Source organism: Amycolatopsis sp. NPDC004378, assembly GCF_053602455.1.
This window is the reverse complement of the sequence record NZ_JBSGDR010000001.1, coordinates 541,861-560,003: the sequence shown is the minus strand read 5'-3', so window position 1 is coordinate 560,003 and position 18,143 is coordinate 541,861. Positions and strand designations below refer to the sequence as shown.

The 18,143-nt window shown below is 69.9% G+C and carries 20 protein-coding genes, 1 tRNA gene and 1 pseudogene; 15 read left to right on the top strand and 7 right to left on the bottom strand.

The features are described from left to right. Positions 1–8: 8 nt before the first annotated feature. The 5 genes from ACWEN0_RS02760 (at position 9) to ACWEN0_RS02740 (ending at position 4,407) form a co-directional block, all read left to right on the top strand. Complete coding sequence (locus ACWEN0_RS02760; protein WP_451968332.1) at positions 9–668, top strand: endonuclease V; 660 nt, start codon at positions 9–11, stop codon at positions 666–668. Continuing rightward, entirely contained in the window at positions 665–1,348 is a 684-nt protein-coding gene (locus tag ACWEN0_RS02755; protein WP_451968330.1) for a uracil-DNA glycosylase, read from the top strand. Before ACWEN0_RS02760 ends, ACWEN0_RS02755 begins: the two co-directional genes overlap by 4 nt. Before the next feature lie 84 nt (positions 1,349–1,432). Continuing rightward, positions 1,433–2,767 carry an NAD(P)/FAD-dependent oxidoreductase gene (locus ACWEN0_RS02750; protein WP_451968328.1) on the top strand — a complete coding sequence of 445 codons (1,335 nt, stop codon included), beginning with the start codon at positions 1,433–1,435 and terminating at the stop codon, positions 2,765–2,767. 201 nt (positions 2,768–2,968) lie between these two features. Next, on the top strand, positions 2,969–4,306 hold the full coding sequence (locus tag ACWEN0_RS02745) for a ricin-type beta-trefoil lectin domain protein (protein ID WP_451968327.1): 1,338 nt from the start codon (positions 2,969–2,971) through the stop codon (positions 4,304–4,306). 24 nt (positions 4,307–4,330) lie between these two features. After that, positions 4,331–4,407, top strand: a tRNA-Leu gene (locus ACWEN0_RS02740). A gap of 156 nt (positions 4,408–4,563) precedes the next feature. On the opposite strand, the gene ACWEN0_RS02735 is transcribed toward ACWEN0_RS02740, so the two are convergent. Then, entirely contained in the window at positions 4,564–5,109 is a 546-nt protein-coding gene (locus ACWEN0_RS02735; RefSeq protein ID WP_451968325.1) for a hypothetical protein, read from the bottom strand. On the opposite strand from ACWEN0_RS02735, the gene cas1 reads away from it, so the two are divergent. The 3 genes and pseudogenes from cas1 (at position 5,041) to ACWEN0_RS02720 (ending at position 6,734) form a co-directional block, all read left to right on the top strand. Then, positions 5,041–5,682 (top strand): CRISPR-associated endonuclease Cas1, encoded by a 642-nt coding sequence (cas1, locus tag ACWEN0_RS02730; RefSeq protein ID WP_451969819.1) that lies wholly within the window; start codon positions 5,041–5,043, stop codon positions 5,680–5,682. The two genes, ACWEN0_RS02735 and cas1, sit on opposite strands and share 69 nt — an antisense overlap. Positions 5,683–5,961: 279 nt before the next feature. Continuing rightward, a pseudogene (locus ACWEN0_RS02725) lies at positions 5,962–6,234 on the top strand (hypothetical protein); the annotation flags it as partial. Next, positions 6,234–6,734, top strand: a complete 501-nt coding sequence (locus ACWEN0_RS02720) for an SMI1/KNR4 family protein (RefSeq protein WP_451968324.1) — start codon at positions 6,234–6,236, stop codon at positions 6,732–6,734. The pseudogene ACWEN0_RS02725 and the gene ACWEN0_RS02720, both read left to right, overlap by 1 nt. Before the next feature lie 171 nt (positions 6,735–6,905). Here ACWEN0_RS02720 and ACWEN0_RS02715 read toward each other — a convergent pair whose 3' ends face one another. Then, entirely contained in the window at positions 6,906–7,247 is a 342-nt protein-coding gene (locus ACWEN0_RS02715) for a hypothetical protein (RefSeq protein ID WP_451968322.1), read from the bottom strand. 314 nt (positions 7,248–7,561) lie between these two features. Between ACWEN0_RS02715 and ACWEN0_RS02710 the strand changes: the two genes are divergently transcribed. After that, on the top strand, positions 7,562–8,332 hold the full coding sequence (locus tag ACWEN0_RS02710; RefSeq protein ID WP_451968320.1) for a DinB family protein: 771 nt from the start codon (positions 7,562–7,564) through the stop codon (positions 8,330–8,332). A gap of 27 nt (positions 8,333–8,359) precedes the next feature. Here the strand turns inward: ACWEN0_RS02710 and ACWEN0_RS02705 are convergent, their stop codons facing one another. Next, on the bottom strand, positions 8,360–9,568 hold the full coding sequence (locus tag ACWEN0_RS02705) for a cytochrome P450 (protein WP_451968318.1): 1,209 nt from the start codon (positions 9,566–9,568) through the stop codon (positions 8,360–8,362). Between the two features lie 59 nt (positions 9,569–9,627). On the opposite strand from ACWEN0_RS02705, the gene ACWEN0_RS02700 reads away from it, so the two are divergent. The 5 genes from ACWEN0_RS02700 (at position 9,628) to ACWEN0_RS02680 (ending at position 14,385) form a co-directional block, all read left to right on the top strand. Beyond that, positions 9,628–10,254 carry a TetR/AcrR family transcriptional regulator gene (locus ACWEN0_RS02700; RefSeq protein WP_451968316.1) on the top strand — a complete coding sequence of 209 codons (627 nt, stop codon included), beginning with the start codon at positions 9,628–9,630 and terminating at the stop codon, positions 10,252–10,254. A 221-nt stretch (positions 10,255–10,475) separates the two neighbouring features. Further along, positions 10,476–11,603, top strand: a complete 1,128-nt coding sequence (locus ACWEN0_RS02695; RefSeq protein ID WP_451968314.1) for a thioester domain-containing protein — start codon at positions 10,476–10,478, stop codon at positions 11,601–11,603. 128 nt (positions 11,604–11,731) lie between these two features. Beyond that, on the top strand, positions 11,732–12,613 hold the full coding sequence (locus tag ACWEN0_RS02690) for an AraC family transcriptional regulator (protein WP_451968312.1): 882 nt from the start codon (positions 11,732–11,734) through the stop codon (positions 12,611–12,613). 78 nt (positions 12,614–12,691) lie between these two features. After that, a complete protein-coding gene (locus ACWEN0_RS02685) occupies positions 12,692–13,519 on the top strand; it encodes a dioxygenase family protein (RefSeq protein WP_451968310.1) in 828 nt (275 codons plus the stop codon). A 110-nt stretch (positions 13,520–13,629) separates the two neighbouring features. Further along, positions 13,630–14,385, top strand: coding sequence for a thioesterase II family protein (locus ACWEN0_RS02680; protein WP_451968308.1), 756 nt, complete (start codon positions 13,630–13,632; stop codon positions 14,383–14,385). Here the strand turns inward: ACWEN0_RS02680 and ACWEN0_RS02675 are convergent. Continuing rightward, a complete protein-coding gene (locus tag ACWEN0_RS02675) occupies positions 14,376–15,395 on the bottom strand; it encodes a glycoside hydrolase family 19 protein (RefSeq protein WP_451969817.1) in 1,020 nt (339 codons plus the stop codon). The two genes, ACWEN0_RS02680 and ACWEN0_RS02675, sit on opposite strands and share 10 nt — an antisense overlap. A gap of 336 nt (positions 15,396–15,731) precedes the next feature. Beyond that, the gene (locus ACWEN0_RS02670) at positions 15,732–15,908 is read right to left on the bottom strand and encodes a zf-HC2 domain-containing protein (RefSeq protein WP_451968306.1); all 177 of its coding nucleotides are present in this window, start codon (positions 15,906–15,908) and stop codon (positions 15,732–15,734) included. A 318-nt stretch (positions 15,909–16,226) separates the two neighbouring features. On the opposite strand from ACWEN0_RS02670, the gene ACWEN0_RS02665 reads away from it, so the two are divergent. After that, positions 16,227–16,469, top strand: coding sequence for a hypothetical protein (locus ACWEN0_RS02665; RefSeq protein WP_451968304.1), 243 nt, complete (start codon positions 16,227–16,229; stop codon positions 16,467–16,469). 368 nt (positions 16,470–16,837) lie between these two features. On the opposite strand, the gene ACWEN0_RS02660 is transcribed toward ACWEN0_RS02665, so the two are convergent. Continuing rightward, on the bottom strand, positions 16,838–17,245 hold the full coding sequence (locus ACWEN0_RS02660) for a hypothetical protein (protein ID WP_451968302.1): 408 nt from the start codon (positions 17,243–17,245) through the stop codon (positions 16,838–16,840). After that, positions 17,245–18,114, bottom strand: a complete 870-nt coding sequence (locus ACWEN0_RS02655; protein WP_451968300.1) for an oxidoreductase — start codon at positions 18,112–18,114, stop codon at positions 17,245–17,247. The genes ACWEN0_RS02660 and ACWEN0_RS02655 overlap by 1 nt, the downstream gene beginning before the upstream one ends. Positions 18,115–18,143: the final 29 nt, after the last annotated feature.

Below are 18,143 nucleotides of genomic sequence, written 5' to 3'. Positions count from 1 at the left end.
GTGACCTGGTGCACACCGGGGACTGGCCGGCGACGGCGGAGCAGGCGCTCGCCGTGCAGGAGCGCCTGCGCGGCCGGGTGGACCTGACCGACGACGGCCCCGAGCTGCCGCCGACGGTGACCGGCCTCGACGTCGCCTACGACGAGGACGGCGTGATCGCCGCGGCGGCCGTCACGCTCGAGACGGCCGGGCTGACGGTCGTCGAGGAGCGGACGCACCGCGCGAGGGCCGTCTTCCCGTACGAACCCGGCCTGTTCGCCTTCCGCGAGCTGTCGCCGCTGCTGGCCGCGCTCGAGCGCCTGGACCGCGAGCCGGACGTCCTGGTCTGCGACGGCCACGGCCTCGCCCACCCGCGCCGCTTCGGCCTGGCCTGCCACCTCGGGGTGCTCACCGGGCTGCGCGCGTTCGGCGTCGGCAAGACCCGGTTCGTCGGCACGCACGACGCCCCGGGGGCGGCGCGCGGCTCGTCGGCGCCGCTGGTCGACGCGGGGGAGGTCGTCGGCTCGGTGCTGCGGACCCAGCACGGCGTCAAGCCGGTGTACGTCTCGGCCGGGCACCGGATCGGCCTGGCGCACGCGTGCCGGCTGACCCTGGCGCTGACCCCGCGCTACCGCCTCCCCGAGACGACGCGCCGGGCCGACCGGCTGTGCCGGGCGGCGCTGCGATGAGGTCCCTGGCCGAGCTGGACGCCGCCGTGGCCGGGTGCCGCGCCTGCCCGCGGCTGGTGACCTGGCGCGAAGGCGTCGTGGGCACGAAGGCGGCGTTCCGCGGCGAGGAGTACTGGGCGCGGCCGGTGCCGGGCTTCGGCCCGCCGGACGCGTCGCTCGCGGTCGTCGGCCTGGCGCCCTCGGCGCACGGCGCGAACCGCACCGGCCGGATGTTCACCGGCGACCCGTCCGGCGACTTCCTCTTCCGCGTCCTGCACGAGGTCGGGCTCGCGTCGCAGCCGACGTCGGAGCGGCTCGGCGACGGCCTCGAGCTGTACGGCACCCGGCTCGTCTCACCGGTGCGGTGCGCGCCGCCAAACAACAAGCCGACGCCGGCCGAGCGCGACACCTGCCGCCCGTGGCTCGCCGAAGAGCTGACACTGTTACGTCCGACACTGCGCGCGATCGTGGTGCTCGGGGCGTTCGGCTGGCAGGCGTTACTGCCCGTGCTCGCCGCGGCCGGCTGGCCGGTGCCGCAGCCGCGCCCGGCCTTCGCGCACGGAGCGGTCGTGGAACTGGACGACCTGCGCCTTTTCGGCTGTTATCACGTGTCGCCGCGCAATGTCCAGACTCGCCGCGTGACCCACGCCATGGTGGCCGGGGTGTTCCGGGCGGCGACCTCGGTGACAGCGTCGGACTGAATCGTTACGGAAACGGCCGCGACGCTGGTCACAGCCGGATGGGGTCCCCGAGCGAGCCGCCCGCGAAGGTGTCACCATGAGGACATGGCTGCTGCGAAGTCGAAGTCGGAACCGACTCGGATCCTCGTCCTCGGTGGTGGGTACGTCGGGCTCTACACGGCGTACGGCCTCCAGAAGATGCTCCGGGCCAACGAGGCCTCCGTGACCGTCGTTGACCCGCAGCCCCACATGACCTACGCGCCGTTCCTCCCGGAGGCCGCGGCCGGCGCGATCGAGCCCCGGCACGTGGTCGTGCCGCTGCGGCGCGTCCTCAAGCGCTGCCACGTGCTGACCGCGCGCGTCACCAAGATCGAGAACGAGAAGAAGTCCGTCACGGTCGAGGCGGCCGACGGCCACATCGAGCAGCTCGGTTACGACGTCCTCGTCGTCGCGCTCGGCGCCGTCGCGCGCATCCTGCCGATCCCGGGCCTGGTCGAGCAGGGCATCGCCTTCAAGACCATCGGCGAGGCGATCTACCTCCGCAACCACATCATGACGAAGCTCGACGAAGCGGCCAGCACGCTCGACCCCGAGCTGCGCAAGCGCCTGCTGACGTTCACCGTCGTCGGCGGCGGGTTCGCCGGCATCGAGGCGCTGGCCGAGCTCGAGGACATGACCCGCTTCGCGGTGGAGAACTACTACCCGAACATCCAGCCTTCCGACGTCCGCTGGGTGCTCGTCGAGGCCGCCGGGCGCATCCTGCCCGAGGTCCGCGAGACCCTCGGCGTGTACACGGTCGAGCAGCTGGAGAAGCGCGGCATCGAGGTGTACCTCTCGACCGCGGCGAAGTCGTTCGAGAACGGCCACGTCGTGCTCTCGGACGGCACGGAGTTCGACACCGACACGCTGATCTGGACCGCCGGCGTGAAGGCCAACCCGGTGCTCGCCGACTCGGACCTCCCGCTCGACAAGCGCGGCCGCGTCGAGGCGACGGCGGCGATGCAGGTCGTCGGCCACCCGGACGTGTGGACCGCGGGCGACAACGCGGCGATCCCGGACCTCTCGCGCACCGAAGAGGACCCGACGGCGACGTGCCCGCCGAACGCCCAGCACGCGGTCCGCCAGGCGACGCTGCTGGCGAAGAACATCATCAAGGTGATCCGCGGCGGCAAGCCGAAGGACTACTACCACAAGAACCTCGGCGCGGTCGCCAGCCTCGGCCTGCACAAGGGCGTCGCCGACGCGCTGAACCTGAAGATCAAGGGCTTCCCGGCCTGGCTGTTCCACCGCGCCTACCACCTCAAGGCGATGCCGACCTGGAACCGCAAGATCCGCATCCTGTTCGACTGGATCCTGGGCGGCCTGTTCCGGCGCGAGGTCATTTCGCTGGGCCAGATCAACAACCCGAAGGACGAGTTCGCGCGCGTCTCGAAGTCCTGACCTCCGTTCGCTGAACGCCCCCGGCCGGTTTCGGCCGGGGGCTTTTTGCTGCTGTTGGGGCGTTTTGGTGGCGGATGCCCGGCTGTGTGCCGGTGAGCGACATGGTCTGGACAACTGGGCCGATGAGCGGGTAAACCCTTTCTTCACAACGCGGAATAAGTCCGCCCCCGCTCCTCCCCACAGTCCCCTCCGGGAGCTCCCATGCGCATTTCCCGTGCCCTCGCAGCGGCTTTGCCCGCGTTCGTGAGTGCCGCCGTCCTCGCCACGACCCCCTCGACCGCCGCCGCGGCCGGCGCCGCGTTCCCCGCCCACTACGCGGCGCCGTACCTGCAGATCAGCGACGCCGACGCCGGCCAGCTGGCCGCCGACCTGAACGCGACCGGCACGAAGTTCTACACGCTGGCGTTCCTGACCCCGCAGTCCGGCTGCACGCCGGTGTGGGAGGCGAACGGCACCGGCGTCGGCTCGTTCAAGTCCCAGATCAGCTCGCTGCAGGCGGCGGGCGGCAACGTCATCCCGTCGTTCGGCGGCGCCGAAGGCGGTGAGCTGGCCCAGACCTGCACGAACACGTCGAGCCTGACGGCGGCGTACGCGAACGTCGTCACCACGTACGGCACGCCCCGCCTCGACTTCGACATCGAGGGCGGCGTCCTGAACGACACGGCGTCCAACCAGCGCCGCAACTCCGCGCTGGCCGCGCTGCAGCAGCAGAACCCGGCGGTCCAGGTGGACTACACGCTGGCGGTCGACCCGACGGGCATCCCGTCGAACGAGCAGGACCTGTTGCGCGACGCCAAGAACAAGGGCGTCAAGGTGAGCGTGGTCAACCTGATGGTGATGGACTTCTACGACGGCCAGCCGGTCCTGGGCGACGCCCTCTCGGCGGCGCGCGCCTCGGCGTCGCAGCTGGCGAGCCTGTACGGGATCTCGACGTCGGCGGCGTACGCGATGATGGGCCTGACCCCGATCGCCGGCCGCAACGACGACGGCGCCCAGTTCAGCCAGTCGGACGCCCAGCAGCTGGAGACGTTCGCCGCCCAGAACGGCGTCGCGGAGCTGTCGTTCTGGGAGCTCCAGGACTACGACCGCGCAACGGGCTACGCGTACTCACGCATCTTCAACGCGATCACCGGCGGCGGCACGACAACGCCCCCGCCCTCGGGTGCCGGCACGATCACGGGCTACGGCGGCAAGTGCGTCGACGTAGCAGGCGCGTCACCGGCGAACGGCACGACGATCGACCTGTACACCTGCAACGGGACGAACGCCCAGCAGTGGACATCGACATCGGGCACGCTGCAAGCGCTGGGCAAGTGCCTGGACGTGGCGGCGGCCGGCACGGCGAACGGCACGAAGGTCCAGCTGTACGACTGCAACGGAACGGGCGCCCAGCAGTGGACGCACTCGTCGTCGAACCAGCTGGTGAACCCGGCATCAGGCAAATGCCTGGACGCAACGGGCCCCAGCTCGGCGGACGGAACCCCCCTGCAGATCTGGACGTGCACGGGCAGCGCGAACCAGTCGTGGACGCTGCACTGAGGTCCATAACCTAGAGTGTGCGGTGCCCCCGTAGCCCAACCGGCAGAGGCAGTCGACTTAAAATCGATTCAGTGCGGGTTCGAGTCCCGTCGGGGGCACCACAGGCATGGGAACGGTGGGGATAGCGTTTTCGGTACTGTCCGTGTCCGCGGTGGTGTCTTCTCGCAGGTCAGCGCGTTGCGCCGGCGTCGTGACTGCGTCGATGGCGGCCCGTCGCGCGGCTTCGATGGTGGGGCCGGACAGGGTGACGCGGCAGGTCAGCCGGTTGGTGTTCCGGTCGTAGTGCAGTTCGAGCCGTAGTGCTTCGAAGAGCCGGCGCGCGATGTCTTCGGGGAGGTCCCAGGTCTATCTCTCCGGCGGGTAGTTGCTGGAGCAGGTCTGGGTTGGCTGCCTGCTGGTTGGCCGCTTCCGCTTCGGCCGGCTGAGCTTCGAGCCGTAGCTTGGTGAAGCTCTGCCCGGCGATCGTTGACGTCCCGGATCAGGGCCTCGTCGGGCTTGTCGAACAGCTCGAGGTTGCGAAGGGCCCGTTTGCTCTTGAGCTCGGTTGCTTCGATTTCCCGAAGGATCGTCGCGATTCGTTGCGCGCGTTCCTTGGCCTTCGATTCGCCCAGTTCGCGGGTCCGATGCCACAGTAGGGACCGACGGTAGGCGCCGAAGATCTGACTGGACAGGAACTCGCTGAGTTTGGCGATCAACGCCTCTTCCCGGACCCACAGGCCGGACTCGATCCCGAAATAGGACTGCTGCACACTTCTCGCCAGGGACGTCCGAGCCTCAGCCTCGACCTGATGGAGGAGTTCCACCCGGTCGTGGTGGACGCGGCGGTCACCCGGCTGATCGCTACCGGCCAGATCACCCCCGCCGGCTTCGACCGCACCGCCGACGGTGGCCGCCGGATGACCACACAGGCACTGGCCGCGTTCCTCGACGCCTATGGGCGCCGTCTGCTGACCTTGGTGGCACACCGCCGGACCGCGACCCGCGTGTCCTACCGGGTGGCGATCCTGGCCCAGGCCCGCACCATCGCCGACTGGCTGCTGGCCGGACGCCGGAACACACGCCGCAACCGTGGCGCTGGTGAAGGGGAAACGGCTGTGTATACGCTGCTGGTGTGCTACGACGTCGGCGACGACGACCGCCGCGACGAGGTCTCGGCGGTGTTGTCAGTGCAGGGGGCCCGCGTCCAGCTCAGCACGTTCGAGTGCGCACTGCGAACCAAGCGTGAGGTCACGGCTCTGCGCGCGGCACTCAAGCGCATCATCGACCAAGACGAAGACCAGGTCCGGATCTACCAGCTGGACAAAGCGGCCCTGGACAGCAGAGTCATCCTCGGCCGGCGACGGCTCGAGGAACGAGCTGATTTCTACATCGGCTGAGCGCGGCGACGTCCCTCAAGCGTGTGGGGGCCGTCACAGTGGGCAGCGCGGGCAAAACGGCGAGGTTCGCGCGGGGCAAGTGTGCTGTTCAGGGGCTCGGAGCCTGGCATCCGACGGTTGGCTTGTCGCTGCGGAAGATCGACTTCGGGAAGGTGCGCGCGTTGATCTCCAATGCCGCAGGTCAGGTGCACCGAAACTCGGTAGGCTTCGGAAGCGACGCCCGCTCAGAGGGCATAAGAACGTGGCGGAAGGCGGAGTCTAAGCAGGACAACATGGAACGCTCGGAAGCTGCATCTGCTGGCCAACGTTCTGGGCGGTGTTGAAGACGACTTGGGGAATCTGGTCGCAGGATATGCCTGCGATGTGAATCGATCGCAGATGAAGCGCGTTGAAAATGTTGTCAGGCAGGCGGTCAAAGACTGCAGTGAGACCGTCTGTTACAGCTTGCATCATCGTGAACGCGATCGGCGACCGGGGCACATGTGTCCACGTGGTAATCAACAATCGGGATCCGACGAGAGAGACGACTTATGGCGACTGTGGATGATTTGATGAAGATTCTGGGCTCTCCGGATGTCAAGCCGATCCCTGTTGAATGGAATGAGGTGGAAAAAGAGTTGGGATTGAGGCTGCCGTCCGACTACAAGGCGCTTGCTGATGTGGTCCCGGCTATGTTCATCAACGAATATCTCCGAGTGTGTCATCCTTCGTGTTCGGATCGGGATCTGAATCTCCTGCTTGACGCGCAAGTTCGGACGAGCTCGTTGCGGAGTCTCGCTGCCGAGTTTCCCGGAAACTATGTCTACCCGGTGTATCCGGATGCTGGCGGCCTGCTGTGTTGGGGGAACAACACTAGTCAGGAACAATGCTATTGGCTTACCGAGGGTGATCCGGACGAGTGGCGAGTCGTCGTCGGCGATGAAGAAGATTATTGCTGGCTCTTCGACGGAAACTTCTCCGAGTTTTTGCTCCGCTCGTGCCGAGGTGAGCTGAACCACTCGTTCTATGGGGAATTCACCGGCCATTTGGAAACTGTGCAATTTATCAGATAATTGGAAGGTGCGCCTCGGTGCTGCCGGTGAAACTGTCCTGTCCATGCCCGCACCTTCCCGCTGGGATCCCCGCCTTGGCAGGCCAGCTGCACGGCGGACATGGTGACCTGATGAGCGGTGGGCTTCGGCCGACCGGCACGCCGGACATCGAGGATCAGGCGCGGCGATCGATCAACGCAGCCCGGCGACGAGCGCCTTCAGCTCCGCGCCCAGGGTTGGGCCGGCGTAGGTTTTCAAGACCTCGACTCGTGCCGGGCAGACGTCCAGGTCGGGGCAGACCAGTGGGATCATGACCCGAAGGGTCTTGGCGAGCTGGGCTTGGGGCAGCGCAACGAGAATCTGCTTGACGCCGAATGCCGTCGTGGCGCTCAGAACTTCGGCGAGGACCGGCGGGAAGCCCAGACGAAGCAGGCCCGCCCGAACCGGCAGCTTGGCGTACGTGCCAGGGTCCAGACTCTTCGCCGAGTCGTTGAGACAGATGCAGAGATCGTGGTTGCGTCGACGGATCGGCATGCGCCAGCGCGACTTCTCGAGCCAGCCGGACGTAGAACCGTTCTCGTCGAAGACTGGCTCAGCGACTCCTTGGCGCGCTGGCGGCGTTCGCTTCTCCGGTCCGGTTTGGGGGTGGCCGCGCGTTGTGGCCGGGGCGTCCGAGCGGGCGGTGTGGGACTTCCGCACGTCGCATCGCCGGTGAGCTGCCACGATTCCACGCCAGGAAGCGTGTTCGGCCCGGTCACTCGGCTGATCCAGCGTTGACGGTCGACACAAGTGAGGACGGGTTACAGCAAAACGCAGCGCGGGCGAGGCAGATGCGTGAGACTGCTGGGATGGCTACCGAATACGTCCAGAGCGACCAGTTCCGCGGTGCTCGTGTCCACCTGTGCGACCTCGCCGGCCTCGAGATCCGCGATTGCGAGGTGGACGGCATGAAGATCGTCGACTGCTACGGCAGCGATGTCTACCTCGGTGGTGACTTCGGGCGCGTCGTCGTCAATGACGTTGACGTGACCGCCTATGTCGAGGCTGAGCTCGACGCCCGGGAGCCTGCGCGGGCGCTGGCGCGGGATGCCTCTTCTCCCGAGGACTACCGCGCTGCTTGGGGCGCGGTCGAAGCCATGTGGAGCGCGACGCTCGAGCGGGCGCGGCGGCTGCCCGAGGCCGAACTGCACGAGCGGGTCGACGGCGAGTGGTCCTTCGTCGAGACGCAGCGGCATCTTCTGTTCGCCTGCGACGCCTGGTTCGGAAGCGCCGTGCTCGAGGAGGACGCGCCCTACCACCCGCTCGGCTTCCCGGCCGGCGGGACGCCGCCGGAGGAGGTCGCGAAGCTCGGCCTCACCCTTGACGCCACTCCGGCGCTGGAGGACGTGCTTGCGCCGAGGCTCGCCCGGATGGCCGCGATGCGGCGGTTCGTCGACGGGCTGACCGTCGACGAGCTTGACCGGGTGTGCGGTCGCAAGCCGGCCGAGATGTATCCCGATCAGGAGTACCTCGTGCGCCGGTGCCTCAAGGTGGTGCTGAAGGAGGAGGCCGAGCACCACCGTTATGCGGTGCGTGACCTCGCGGTGCTTGAAGCAGGTGTGCCTGAACGGCGCCGATGACATCTGAGCCGCAATGGCGGGAGCGCCTCAGGCGCGCACGGTGACCGGGAACTTCGCCGGCCCGCGGAGGTTGATCCGGCCGTTCCACGTCAGCTCCCCGGCGAACCCCAGGTCGGGGAACCGCTGCACGAGCCGGCCGACCGCGACCTGGCCTTCCAGCCGGGCCAACGCCGCGCCCAGGCAGTGGTGCGGGCCCGCGCCGAACGAAACCTGGTGACGCGCTTCGGGGCGGTCGAGGCGCAGTTCCGCCGCGTCGGGGCCGAAGAACCGCTCGTCGCGGTTGGCCGAGCCGAGGCAGGCCAGGACGAACGTGCCCGCCGGGATCTCCTTGCCCGCCACCGTGTGCGGGGACGTCGTGACGCGGCGGGTCTGCTGCACGGGGGAGTCGTGGCGCAGGAACTCCTCCACCGCGTTCGCCGCCAGGTCGGGCCGCTCGCGAAGCAGCGACAGCTGCGAAGGGTTGCGCAGCAACGCGTTCACGCCGTTCGCGATCAGGTTGACGGTCGTCTCGTGGCCGGCCACGTACAGCAGGACCACCTGGGCCACCAGCTCGTCGCCGTCCAGGACCTGGCCGTCGTGCTCCGCCTGGATCAACGCCGTCAGCAGGTCGTCCGCCGGGTGGTCGCGCTTCCACGCGATCACTTCGCGGGTGATCGCCGTCAGCTCGGCGTCCGCCGCCATGATGGCGCGGGCCGTCTCCTCGTCGGCGACGATCTCCAGCGAGCGCACCAGGGTGCCGCTCAGTTCGCGGACCCGCGAGTGGTCGGTCGGCGGCATGCCGAGCATCTCCGAGATCACCGCGAACGGCAGCGGGAACGCCAGTTCCTCGACGAGGTCGGACTCGCCCTTGTCGGCCATCCGGTCCAGTGCTTCGTCGACGAGCCCGGCGATCTTCGGCTCCAGTGCGGCGATCGCGCGGCGGGTGAACACCTTCGTCACCAGCGAACGCAGCCGCGTGTGGTCGGGCGGGTCGCGGTCGAGCATCGAGCGGTTGAGCGCGCCCGCGTCCTCGTCGACGCCGGAGAACTCGAACGGGGACTCCGCCAGGTTGGTGACGTCCACGGACAACCCGGCGCGAAGGAGCGCCGACACGTCCTCGTAGCGCGAGACGAACCAGAACCCCAGCGGGTGGTCCTGCACCGGGTCTTCGTCGCGCAGCATCTTGTACTGCTCGTACGGGTTTTCGAAGAAGCCGGGCGCGAACGGGTTGAACAGCAGTTCCTCGGACACGGTCATGGGTACCCCCACCTACACGACGTCTGTGACATACGCAGTGTATGTCCTATGCTGTGCGCATGTCGACGGTCAAGAGCCGGCGGGAGCAGTACTCCGAGGCCACCCGCGCCGCGTTGCTGGCGGCGGCCACCCGCCGGTTCGCCGAGAACGGCTTCGCCGGCACGGCCCTCGAAGACATCGCCGCCGACATCCAGGCCACGCGCGGCGCGATCTACCACCACTTCGCCAGCAAGAAGGCGTTGTTCGAAGCCGTCTTCCAGCAGCTCGAGACGGACGCGATGGAACTGTCCGCGAACGCGGCGGCCCGGGCGGCGGACCCGTGGTCGGCGGCGTTCTCGGCCCTCGACGCGTTCCTCGACCGCTGCTGCGACCCCGTCTACGGCAAGCTCGTCTGGCAGGAAGCGCCGCTCGCACTCGGCTGGGTGCGCTGGCAGGCGGCCGAGGAGCAGTACGCCTACGGCCTCGTCGAGCAGCTGATCAAGGCCCTCGTCGACGGCGGCGACATCGACGAGCAGCCGCTGGAGACGACGACGCGACTGGTGTTCGGCATGGTCGGCACGGCCGGGATGGCGCTGGCCGAGGCGTCCGATGTGGACAAACCCCGGCTGAAGGCGGAGTACGCGGGGGTCATCGGCCGGATGGCGGCGGGGCTCCGTTCCGGGCCCGCCGAAGTGCTTGAATCTTGAACCGATTTAATCGCGACCTGCGCGTTTTCCGCTGACCGTTTTAGGCAGGTTTCTCACCCATTCGAGATAACAGGGACACCCTGTGTAGCACGTGTGGGCTCCGTGTAAGCTCCGGTCTCGCTTGACCGGGTGATCACTCACCCGAATCGGCGGTCGTGTGGTCGGGGATTGGCAGTCCCACGCGACCCCAACGTCGTGGTTCGGGCTCGGATAGGAGATTTATGCAGGTCAGGTCCACTCTCGTGCGGGGCGGGATCGCGGTCGTCGCCGCGGCCGCCGCGGTCATGATCGGTGCCCCTTCGGCGCTCGCGGACGACGGCGCCGCGCGCGGCCGCGTCAGCGACCACGGCACCTACGGCTACTCGGTCAACCTCGAAGGCGGCGGTCACGCGGCCACCGAGCTGTTCGGGTTCAAGCTGTCCGACGGCAGCGCCCTCAAGCTCTACTGCGTGCAGATCACCGTCCGCATGCGCAACGACGTCGACATGGTCGAGCGCCCGTGGAACAAGTACCCGGACGCGAAGTCGCCGTTCAACGACAACCGCGACAAGATCAACTGGGTGCTGCACCACGGCTACCCGGGTGTCGGCCTCGACGCGCTCGGCGCCAAGGCGGGCGGCGTCAAGCTGAGCGACCGCGAAGCCATCGCCGCGACGCAGGCCGCCGTGTGGCACTACAGCGACGGCAAGAACCTCGACCACGGCAACCCGCTCGGCGACGGCGACAAGGCCGCCGGCGCGGACGTCGCCGCGCTGTACGACTACCTGACCGGCAAGGACAACACCGGCATCAGCGCGCAGCCGAAGCCGACGCTGAACATCGCCGCCCAGAAGACCGAAGGCGCCGCCGGCACCCGGATCGGCCCGTTCGACGTCGCGACCACCGGCTCGGTCACCTCGCTCACCAGCGAGCTGCCCGAGGGCGTCAAGATCACCGACGCCGACGGCAAGGAGCTGAAGGCCACCGACGTCAAGGACGGCAGCAAGCTGTTCGTCGACGTCCCGAAGGACGCCAAGCCGGGCAACGGCTCGTTCTCGCTCAAGGTCAGCGGCCAGCTCGACACCGGCCGCCTGTTCGTCGCCGAGGACTACGACAAGCAGCCGGCGCAGTCGCTGATCGTCGCCGACTCGGAGAAGACCGCGGTGACCGCCAAGGCGGCCGCGAAGTGGACCGAGGCCGGCACGGCCCCGAGCACCACCGCGCCGAGCACCCCGGCCGGCTCGACCGGCGGTGGCGGCGAGCTCGCCAACACCGGTGTCGACGCCGCGGTTCCGTTCACCATCGGCGGCCTGCTGCTCGGCGGCGGCGCGCTGGTGCTGCTGCTGAACCGGCGCCGCAGCCGCGCGTAAGCGACGCTGTACCCGCGAACGGGGCCGGTCCACTGTGGACCGGCCCCGTTTTCGCACCCGACCATCGTCGTGGGGCCAACGGGGCAAAAGCGGCGAACCACGCGGTGATTGGTCTAGACTTTTCGGTCATGCGCGGTACCACCGTTCCGCCCGGGACGCCCTGCCCGCCACCGCGGGCCGGGGAGCTGCCGATGCACCGGCTGGAGGTGCCCGCCCCGCACGCGCCGCCGTTCGCGGTCGGCACGTTCGACGAGATCGGGCCCCTGTCGCGCGCGGAGTTCCCGCACCGGCACACCTTCCACGAGCTCGTCCACGTCACCGGCGGCACCGGCGCGCACGTCGTCGACCTGACGCGCCGGCCGCTGCGGCCGCCGCACTTCGGCGTCATCGCGCCCGGGCAGGTGCACCAGTGGGCGGGGGTGCGCGGCCTCACCGGGCACGTCGTCGTGTTCACCGACGAGTTCCTCCTCGACCACCCCGGCGACCGCGAACAGCTGCGGCGCTTGAGCGAACGGCCGTGGCTCGAGCTCGACGCGTCCGCCGACGCCGGCGTCACGCGGCTGATCGCGGACCTCGTCGAGGAGCACCGCCACGGCGAGGAGTCGGTGCTGCGGGCGCTCGTGCACGTCCTCGTCGCGCGGGCCGGACGGCTGCTGGGAGCGCCGCCGCCCGCGCCCGCCGGGGCCGTCGCGGCGGAGTTCGCCCGGCTGGCCGGCCGCGCCGACCTCGGGCTGTGGTCGGTGACCGCGCACGCCGCACGCCTGGGCGTCACCCCGGACCACCTCACCGAGGCGGTGAAGGCCGCGACCGGGCGCACCGCCGCGCAGCTGCTGCGCGAGGCGCGGACCCGGGAGGCCCAGCGGTTCCTGCTCCGCACGGACCTCACCGTGCGGCAGGTCGCGAGCCGCGTGGGGTTCGCCGACCCCGCCTACTTCTGCCGGTTCTTCCGCCGGGAGACCGGGCTGAGCCCCGGCGACTTCCGGCGCGCCGGGGAGAATCACCACGACTGACCGGTCCAGTCCATCGCCGCCCACCCGGTGCGCTGCCTACGTTCGAGGGGATTCCCGACGCCCCCACGAGGAGCAGGCATGGACGAAGACAGCAAGCTCAGCCGCAAGACGGTGCTGCGCGCCGCGCTGGCCGCGGGCGTCGCCGCGCCGGTCGCGCTGATCGGCGGCCCGGCGCTCGCCCGGACCACGGCCGCGGGCGGCCAGGCCCCGGACCTGACGCCGTCCTGCCACGACGGCGACGACCCGACGCCCGACCAGATCGAGGGTCCCTACTTCAAACCCGACTCGCCCGAGCGCACCGACCTCACCACGCCCGGCACGCCGGGCACGCGCCTCACCGTGACCGGTTACGTCTTCGGGCTCGCCTGCCAGCCGGTGACCCGCGCGCTCCTGGACTTCTGGCAGGCCGACGTCAACGGCGCGTACGACAGCGCCGGCTTCGCCTTCCGCGGCCACCAGTACACGAACGCCCAAGGCGCCTTCACGCTGACGACGATCGTGCCCGGGCTCTACCCAGGCCGGACCCGGCACATCCACGTCAAGGTCCAGGCCCCGGGCCGGCCGATCCTGACCACGCAGCTCTACTTCCCGAACGAGCCACGCAACAACACCGACTCGCTCTTCGACGCGCGGCTGCTGATGACCGTGCGGGACAGCGGCCCGGCGAAGGAGGCGGCCTTCGACTTCGTGCTGAACGTCCCGCAGACCCCGCCGACGTCGACGCCTCCGACTTCGACGCCCCCGACGTCCACCCCGCCCGGGGGCACCACCTGGGCGGCGGGCACCACGTACGCGGCCGGCGCCCGGGTCACCTACGGCGGCAAGAGCTACGTCTGCCTGCAGGGGCACACGGCCCAGGCGGGCTGGGAACCCCCGGCCGTCCCCGCGCTGTGGCGGGCCGAGTGACCCCCTGAGGAGGGAGGAACGGGCGGGTCCGGGCCCGGGCGCCGGGACCCGCCCGGCTTCCGCACGATAGGCGACGACCCGGGCCCGTCCGGTCTGGGACATTCGCCGGTATGACGCGTTCCCGACTGTGGCTCCGGCGCTTCCACCCCGCCGCACCCGGCGCGCCGCGGCTCGTGTGCTTCCCGCACGCCGGCGGTGCGGCGAGCTCCTACCACGCGCTTTCGGCCGCGCTGACCCCCGCGGTCGACGTGCTGGCGGTGCAGTACCCGGGCCGGCAGGACCGGCACGCCGAACCCCTGGTGGACGACCTGTTCGTGCTCGCCGACCGGGTGGCGGAGGTGCTCGCCGCCGAGCCCGCCGGACCGGTGGCGTTCTTCGGGCACAGCATGGGCGGCAGCCTGGCGTTCGAGGTGGCGCGGCGGTTCGAGGCCCCGCTGCTGGGCTTGTTCGTGTCCGGGCGCCGGGTGCCGCCACCGCCGGGGCCGGTCCAGGAGCGGACCGACGACGAGCTGCTCGCCGACCTCCTGCGGCTCGGCGGCACCGACACGCGGGTGCTGGAGGACGAGCCGCTCGTCAGCATGATGCTGCCGGTGCTGCGCAACGACTACCGGGCCGCGGCGGCCTACCACTACCGGCCCGGGCCCGACGTGAGCTGCCCGGTCGTCGCGCTCATCGGCGACCGTGACCCGCGGATCGACGAGGCGGAGGCGCGGCGGTGGGCGCCGTTCACGTCCGGCGGGTTCGACCTGGTGACGTTCCCGGGCGGGCACTTCTACCTGAACGACCAGCCGGCCGCGGTGGGCCGCCTGCTCGGCGAGCGGCTCGCCCGGTGGACGGGCGAGCCGCTCGCGGCACGTCAGCAGTAGAGGTTCGCGCCGGGGTCGACGCCGAGGACGGCGCTGATCTGGCGGTACTTCGAAACGCGGCTCTCGACCTGGGCGGGGTTGCCGCCGTTGCACTCGATCGAGCCGTTGATGCTGCGGATGGTCTCGCCGAAGCCGCGGCCGTTGACCATCGCGTTGTGCGGGGTCATCGTGCCGGGGCCGCTCTGGGTGTTCCAGTACCAGAGCCCGGTCTTCCACGCGACGGCCGCGTTCTGCTCGACCTGCCAGGGGTTGCCCAGCAGGTCGATGCCGAGGGCGTCACCCGCGGCCTTGTAGTTGAAGTTCCAGCTCAGCTGGATCGGCCCGCGGCCGTAGTACGCCGCTTGGCCCGCCGGGCAGCCGTAGGACTGGCCCCAGTCGCAGTAGTGCGGGTAGTTGGCCGTGTTCTGCTCGACGATGTAGACGAGCCCGCCGGTTTCGTGGTCGACGTTCGCGAGGAATGCGGCGGCTTCCTGCTTCTTCACGGTGTCGCTGCCGGTGGTCGCGAACCCGGGGTAGGCCGACAGGGCCGCGGTCAGGCCGCTGTAGGTGTAGAAGCTGTTGCGGCCGGGAAAGATCTGGTTGAACTGGCCTTCGCTGACGACGAACGCGCCGGGGTTGCCGGGGTCGGTGCCGCCACCGCAGGTGTAGGGCTCCCAGTACCAGGTGCTGATGATCGGGTCGTAGCCCGGGTTGGCGTTCTTGGCGCGGTAGTAGCCGCCGTTGGTGTAGCGGACGATGGCGCCGACGTCGTACCACTGCCCGGCGACCCAGTTCGGGTAGCTGCAGGAGGTGCCGCCGCCCCCGGTGTCGCAGCCGTAGGGCTCCCAGTACCAGGTGCTGATGACCGGGTCGTAGCCCGGGTTGGCGTTCTTGGCGCGGTAGTAGCCGCCGTTGGTGTAGCGGACGATCGCGCCCACGTCGTACCACTGACCCGCGACCCAGTTCGGCGCGCTGCAGGCGGCGGCCGCGGCCTGCGGGGCCTGGCCGGTCGCGGCGGGCACGCCGAGCACGAGCCCGGCGACGGCGGCGAATGCGGACAGGACCGCGACAAGACGTCTTCTCAAGACTGGCTCACTCCTTCGGCCACGACGGAGCCCGGGCGCGGGGGCGCCCGGTGTCGGAGGGGGTGTGCTCATCCGGCCGGGACGAGGGTGACACCGGTCACTAGAGCAGATTGGTCTAGTCCAGTCAAGAAACCGGGTGATCCGGGCAGAGGGTGTGCGCGTTCGTCTCCCGGGTTGAACCGCCTGCGCTGCACTCCGGATTCGCCGTGCGTGTCCCGCCCTCGCGCCGGTTTTCGTGCCCGCACGCGGGCAATACCTGGAAAACCGCAGGTCTTCGTGGTCCTAAGTGGACTCGGCGCGGCCGAGGTGGTCGAGCATCGAGCGGACGGCCTCGAACTCGCGGACCTCCTGGCGGCAGTCCGAGCACGCCGCGAGGTGCCGCTCCACCCGTGCCGCCTCCGCGGCTTCGAGCAACCCCAGGCTGTACGCCCCGAGGTCGGTCCGGTCGTACCGGGCCATGGATCGCGTCTCCGTTTCCGCGTCCCGCAAGGGAACGCCCGCACTACCGGACGTCTCCAGCGTCCTGTCCCGTACGCGGCACGGGCGAGGTTCCCCCGTTTTCCACCCGATCGGCCGACAACTTGCGGCGGCGAACAGCCCATGTGAGTGACACGGAACGGTCACGGATTTCACCGGACCGGACACGGAAAGCGTTTGTGCCACCGATTTCCGCGATTCGGCGTCATGGCTCGCGAGTCACTTCGTCGGACCTGCGTCGGACCGGGATTTTCCGGCCCCGACCTGGGTGAAGGCGACCCGAAACGAGGAGAGCGAGCGATGACCGTTAGGAGCCGGCCGGCTGACGTCGTGGACGAGGTCGGGGTCTGGCTGGCCGGGGAGTTCGCGGGACGGCTCCCGGCCGCGGAGATCGACCGCGTCGTCAAACTGACGCGGCTGGACCTCGAAGGCAGTATCGCGCCGGAGGAGCTGGGGGAGATGCTCCACCGGCTGGGCCGCGCCCGGCTGCAGCGGATCCTGCAGACGCCGGCCGTGAGAGTGCGAATCCCGCAGGCACGCTGATCGGGTGCGGCCGGGGCGGCCACCGCCGCCCCGGCCACCCGCGGGCGGCCGGGGCGCTGTGGGGTGCGCGCGGCGGCTTTGGCGTGGGCTCGCCGCCCGCTGCACCGCGATGGCCTTGGCCTGGGCGAGCACCTGCGGCCCGCTGGCGGGCGGACCGCGTCGGGTACCCGTCGCGGGCACTCACCCGCAGGTCAGCGGGTTGCGGCCGCGAGGACGACCCGGGCTGACGTTCCTCGTCCCGTTGCGGCTGCACCGCGTCCGGCCGCACGAGACGGGGTCGGCCGCCGGGCTGCTCGACGCGGTGAGCAGCCCGGCGGCACCCTCGGCGTCGCCCTGCTCGGCGGCCTCTCCCTGGGCAGTGGTCCCGCTCAGTAGTCGTCGCGGCCGGTGAACTGCTGCTCCAGCAGCTCCGCCGCGCCCGCCACCAGCTCGAGCGGGTCGATGAACTCGTTGATGTCCAGGTTGATCAGCGGCAGCGAATGGCGCAGCACGAGGTGGTCGCCCATCACCGCGAGGCCGCCGACGACGGTCGAGTTGCCCACCTCGGTCAGCACGTCGAGGAGGTCGACCTCGTCGTGGCGGGCGAACGGCGTCGCGATCTGGACCCAGTCCTCGCGCTGGTCGAGGATCTCGCGCGCGATGACCACGACCTGCGCCCGCTGCTCGGTGTCGGGGTCGTCGCCGAAGATCAGCCGGATGCGGATCTCGTCGGGATCGTCGCGCACCACGCGGTATTCCTGCCTGATGTACGCGACCAGGTCGCCCCACTCGGCCATCAGGCGGCCCCGATCCGGTCGAGGTCGGCCAGGACGTCCGCCGGCAGCTCGAGCGAAGCCGCGGCGAGGTTCTCGCGCAGGTGCTCCAGCGACGACGTGCCCGGGATGAGCAGCATCGACGCCGACCGCCGCAGCAGCCAGGCCAGCGCGACCTGCATCGGCGTAGCGCCGAGGCGGGCGGCGCACTCGTCGAGGATGCCCGACTGCAGCGGGCTGAACCCGCCGAGCGGGAAGTACGGCACGAAGGCGATGCCCTCGGCGGCGCACTTGTCGACGAGGTCGTCGTTCTCGCGGTGCGCCAGGTTGTACTGGTTCTGGACGCAGACGACGGGTGCGATCGCCTTCGCCTCGTCGAGCTGCTCCGCGGTGACGTGGCTGACGCCCAAGTGCCTGATCAGGCCCTGCTGCCGCAGGTCGGCGAGCACCCCGAACGGCTCGGCGAGCGACATCCGCACCGGGTAGTCGCCGGCGGCGTTGCCCAGGCGCAGGTTCACCACGTCGATGGCCTCGACGCCGAGGTTGCGCAGGTTGTCGTGCACGGCCTCGGTCAGCTCGCCGGCGGACAACGCGGGTGGCCACGCCTTGTCCGGCGTCCGCCGCGCGCCGACCTTCGTCACGATCGTCAGCGCCTCCGGGTACGGGTGAAGGGCCTCCTTGATCAGCGCGTTGACGGTGTGCGGGCCGTAGTAGTCGCTGGTGTCGATGTGGGTGACACCGCTTTCGACGGCTTCGCGCAGCACGGCGACAGCGGTGTCGTGGTCGCGCGGCGGGCCCCAGACACCGGGGCCGGCCAGCTGCATGGCCCCGTACCCCATCCGGGTCACGGGGACTTCCCCGCCGAGGCTGAAAGTGCCGCCCAGGTTTGCCATTCCGCTCCTCAGGTAGGTGGCGTTCCGCC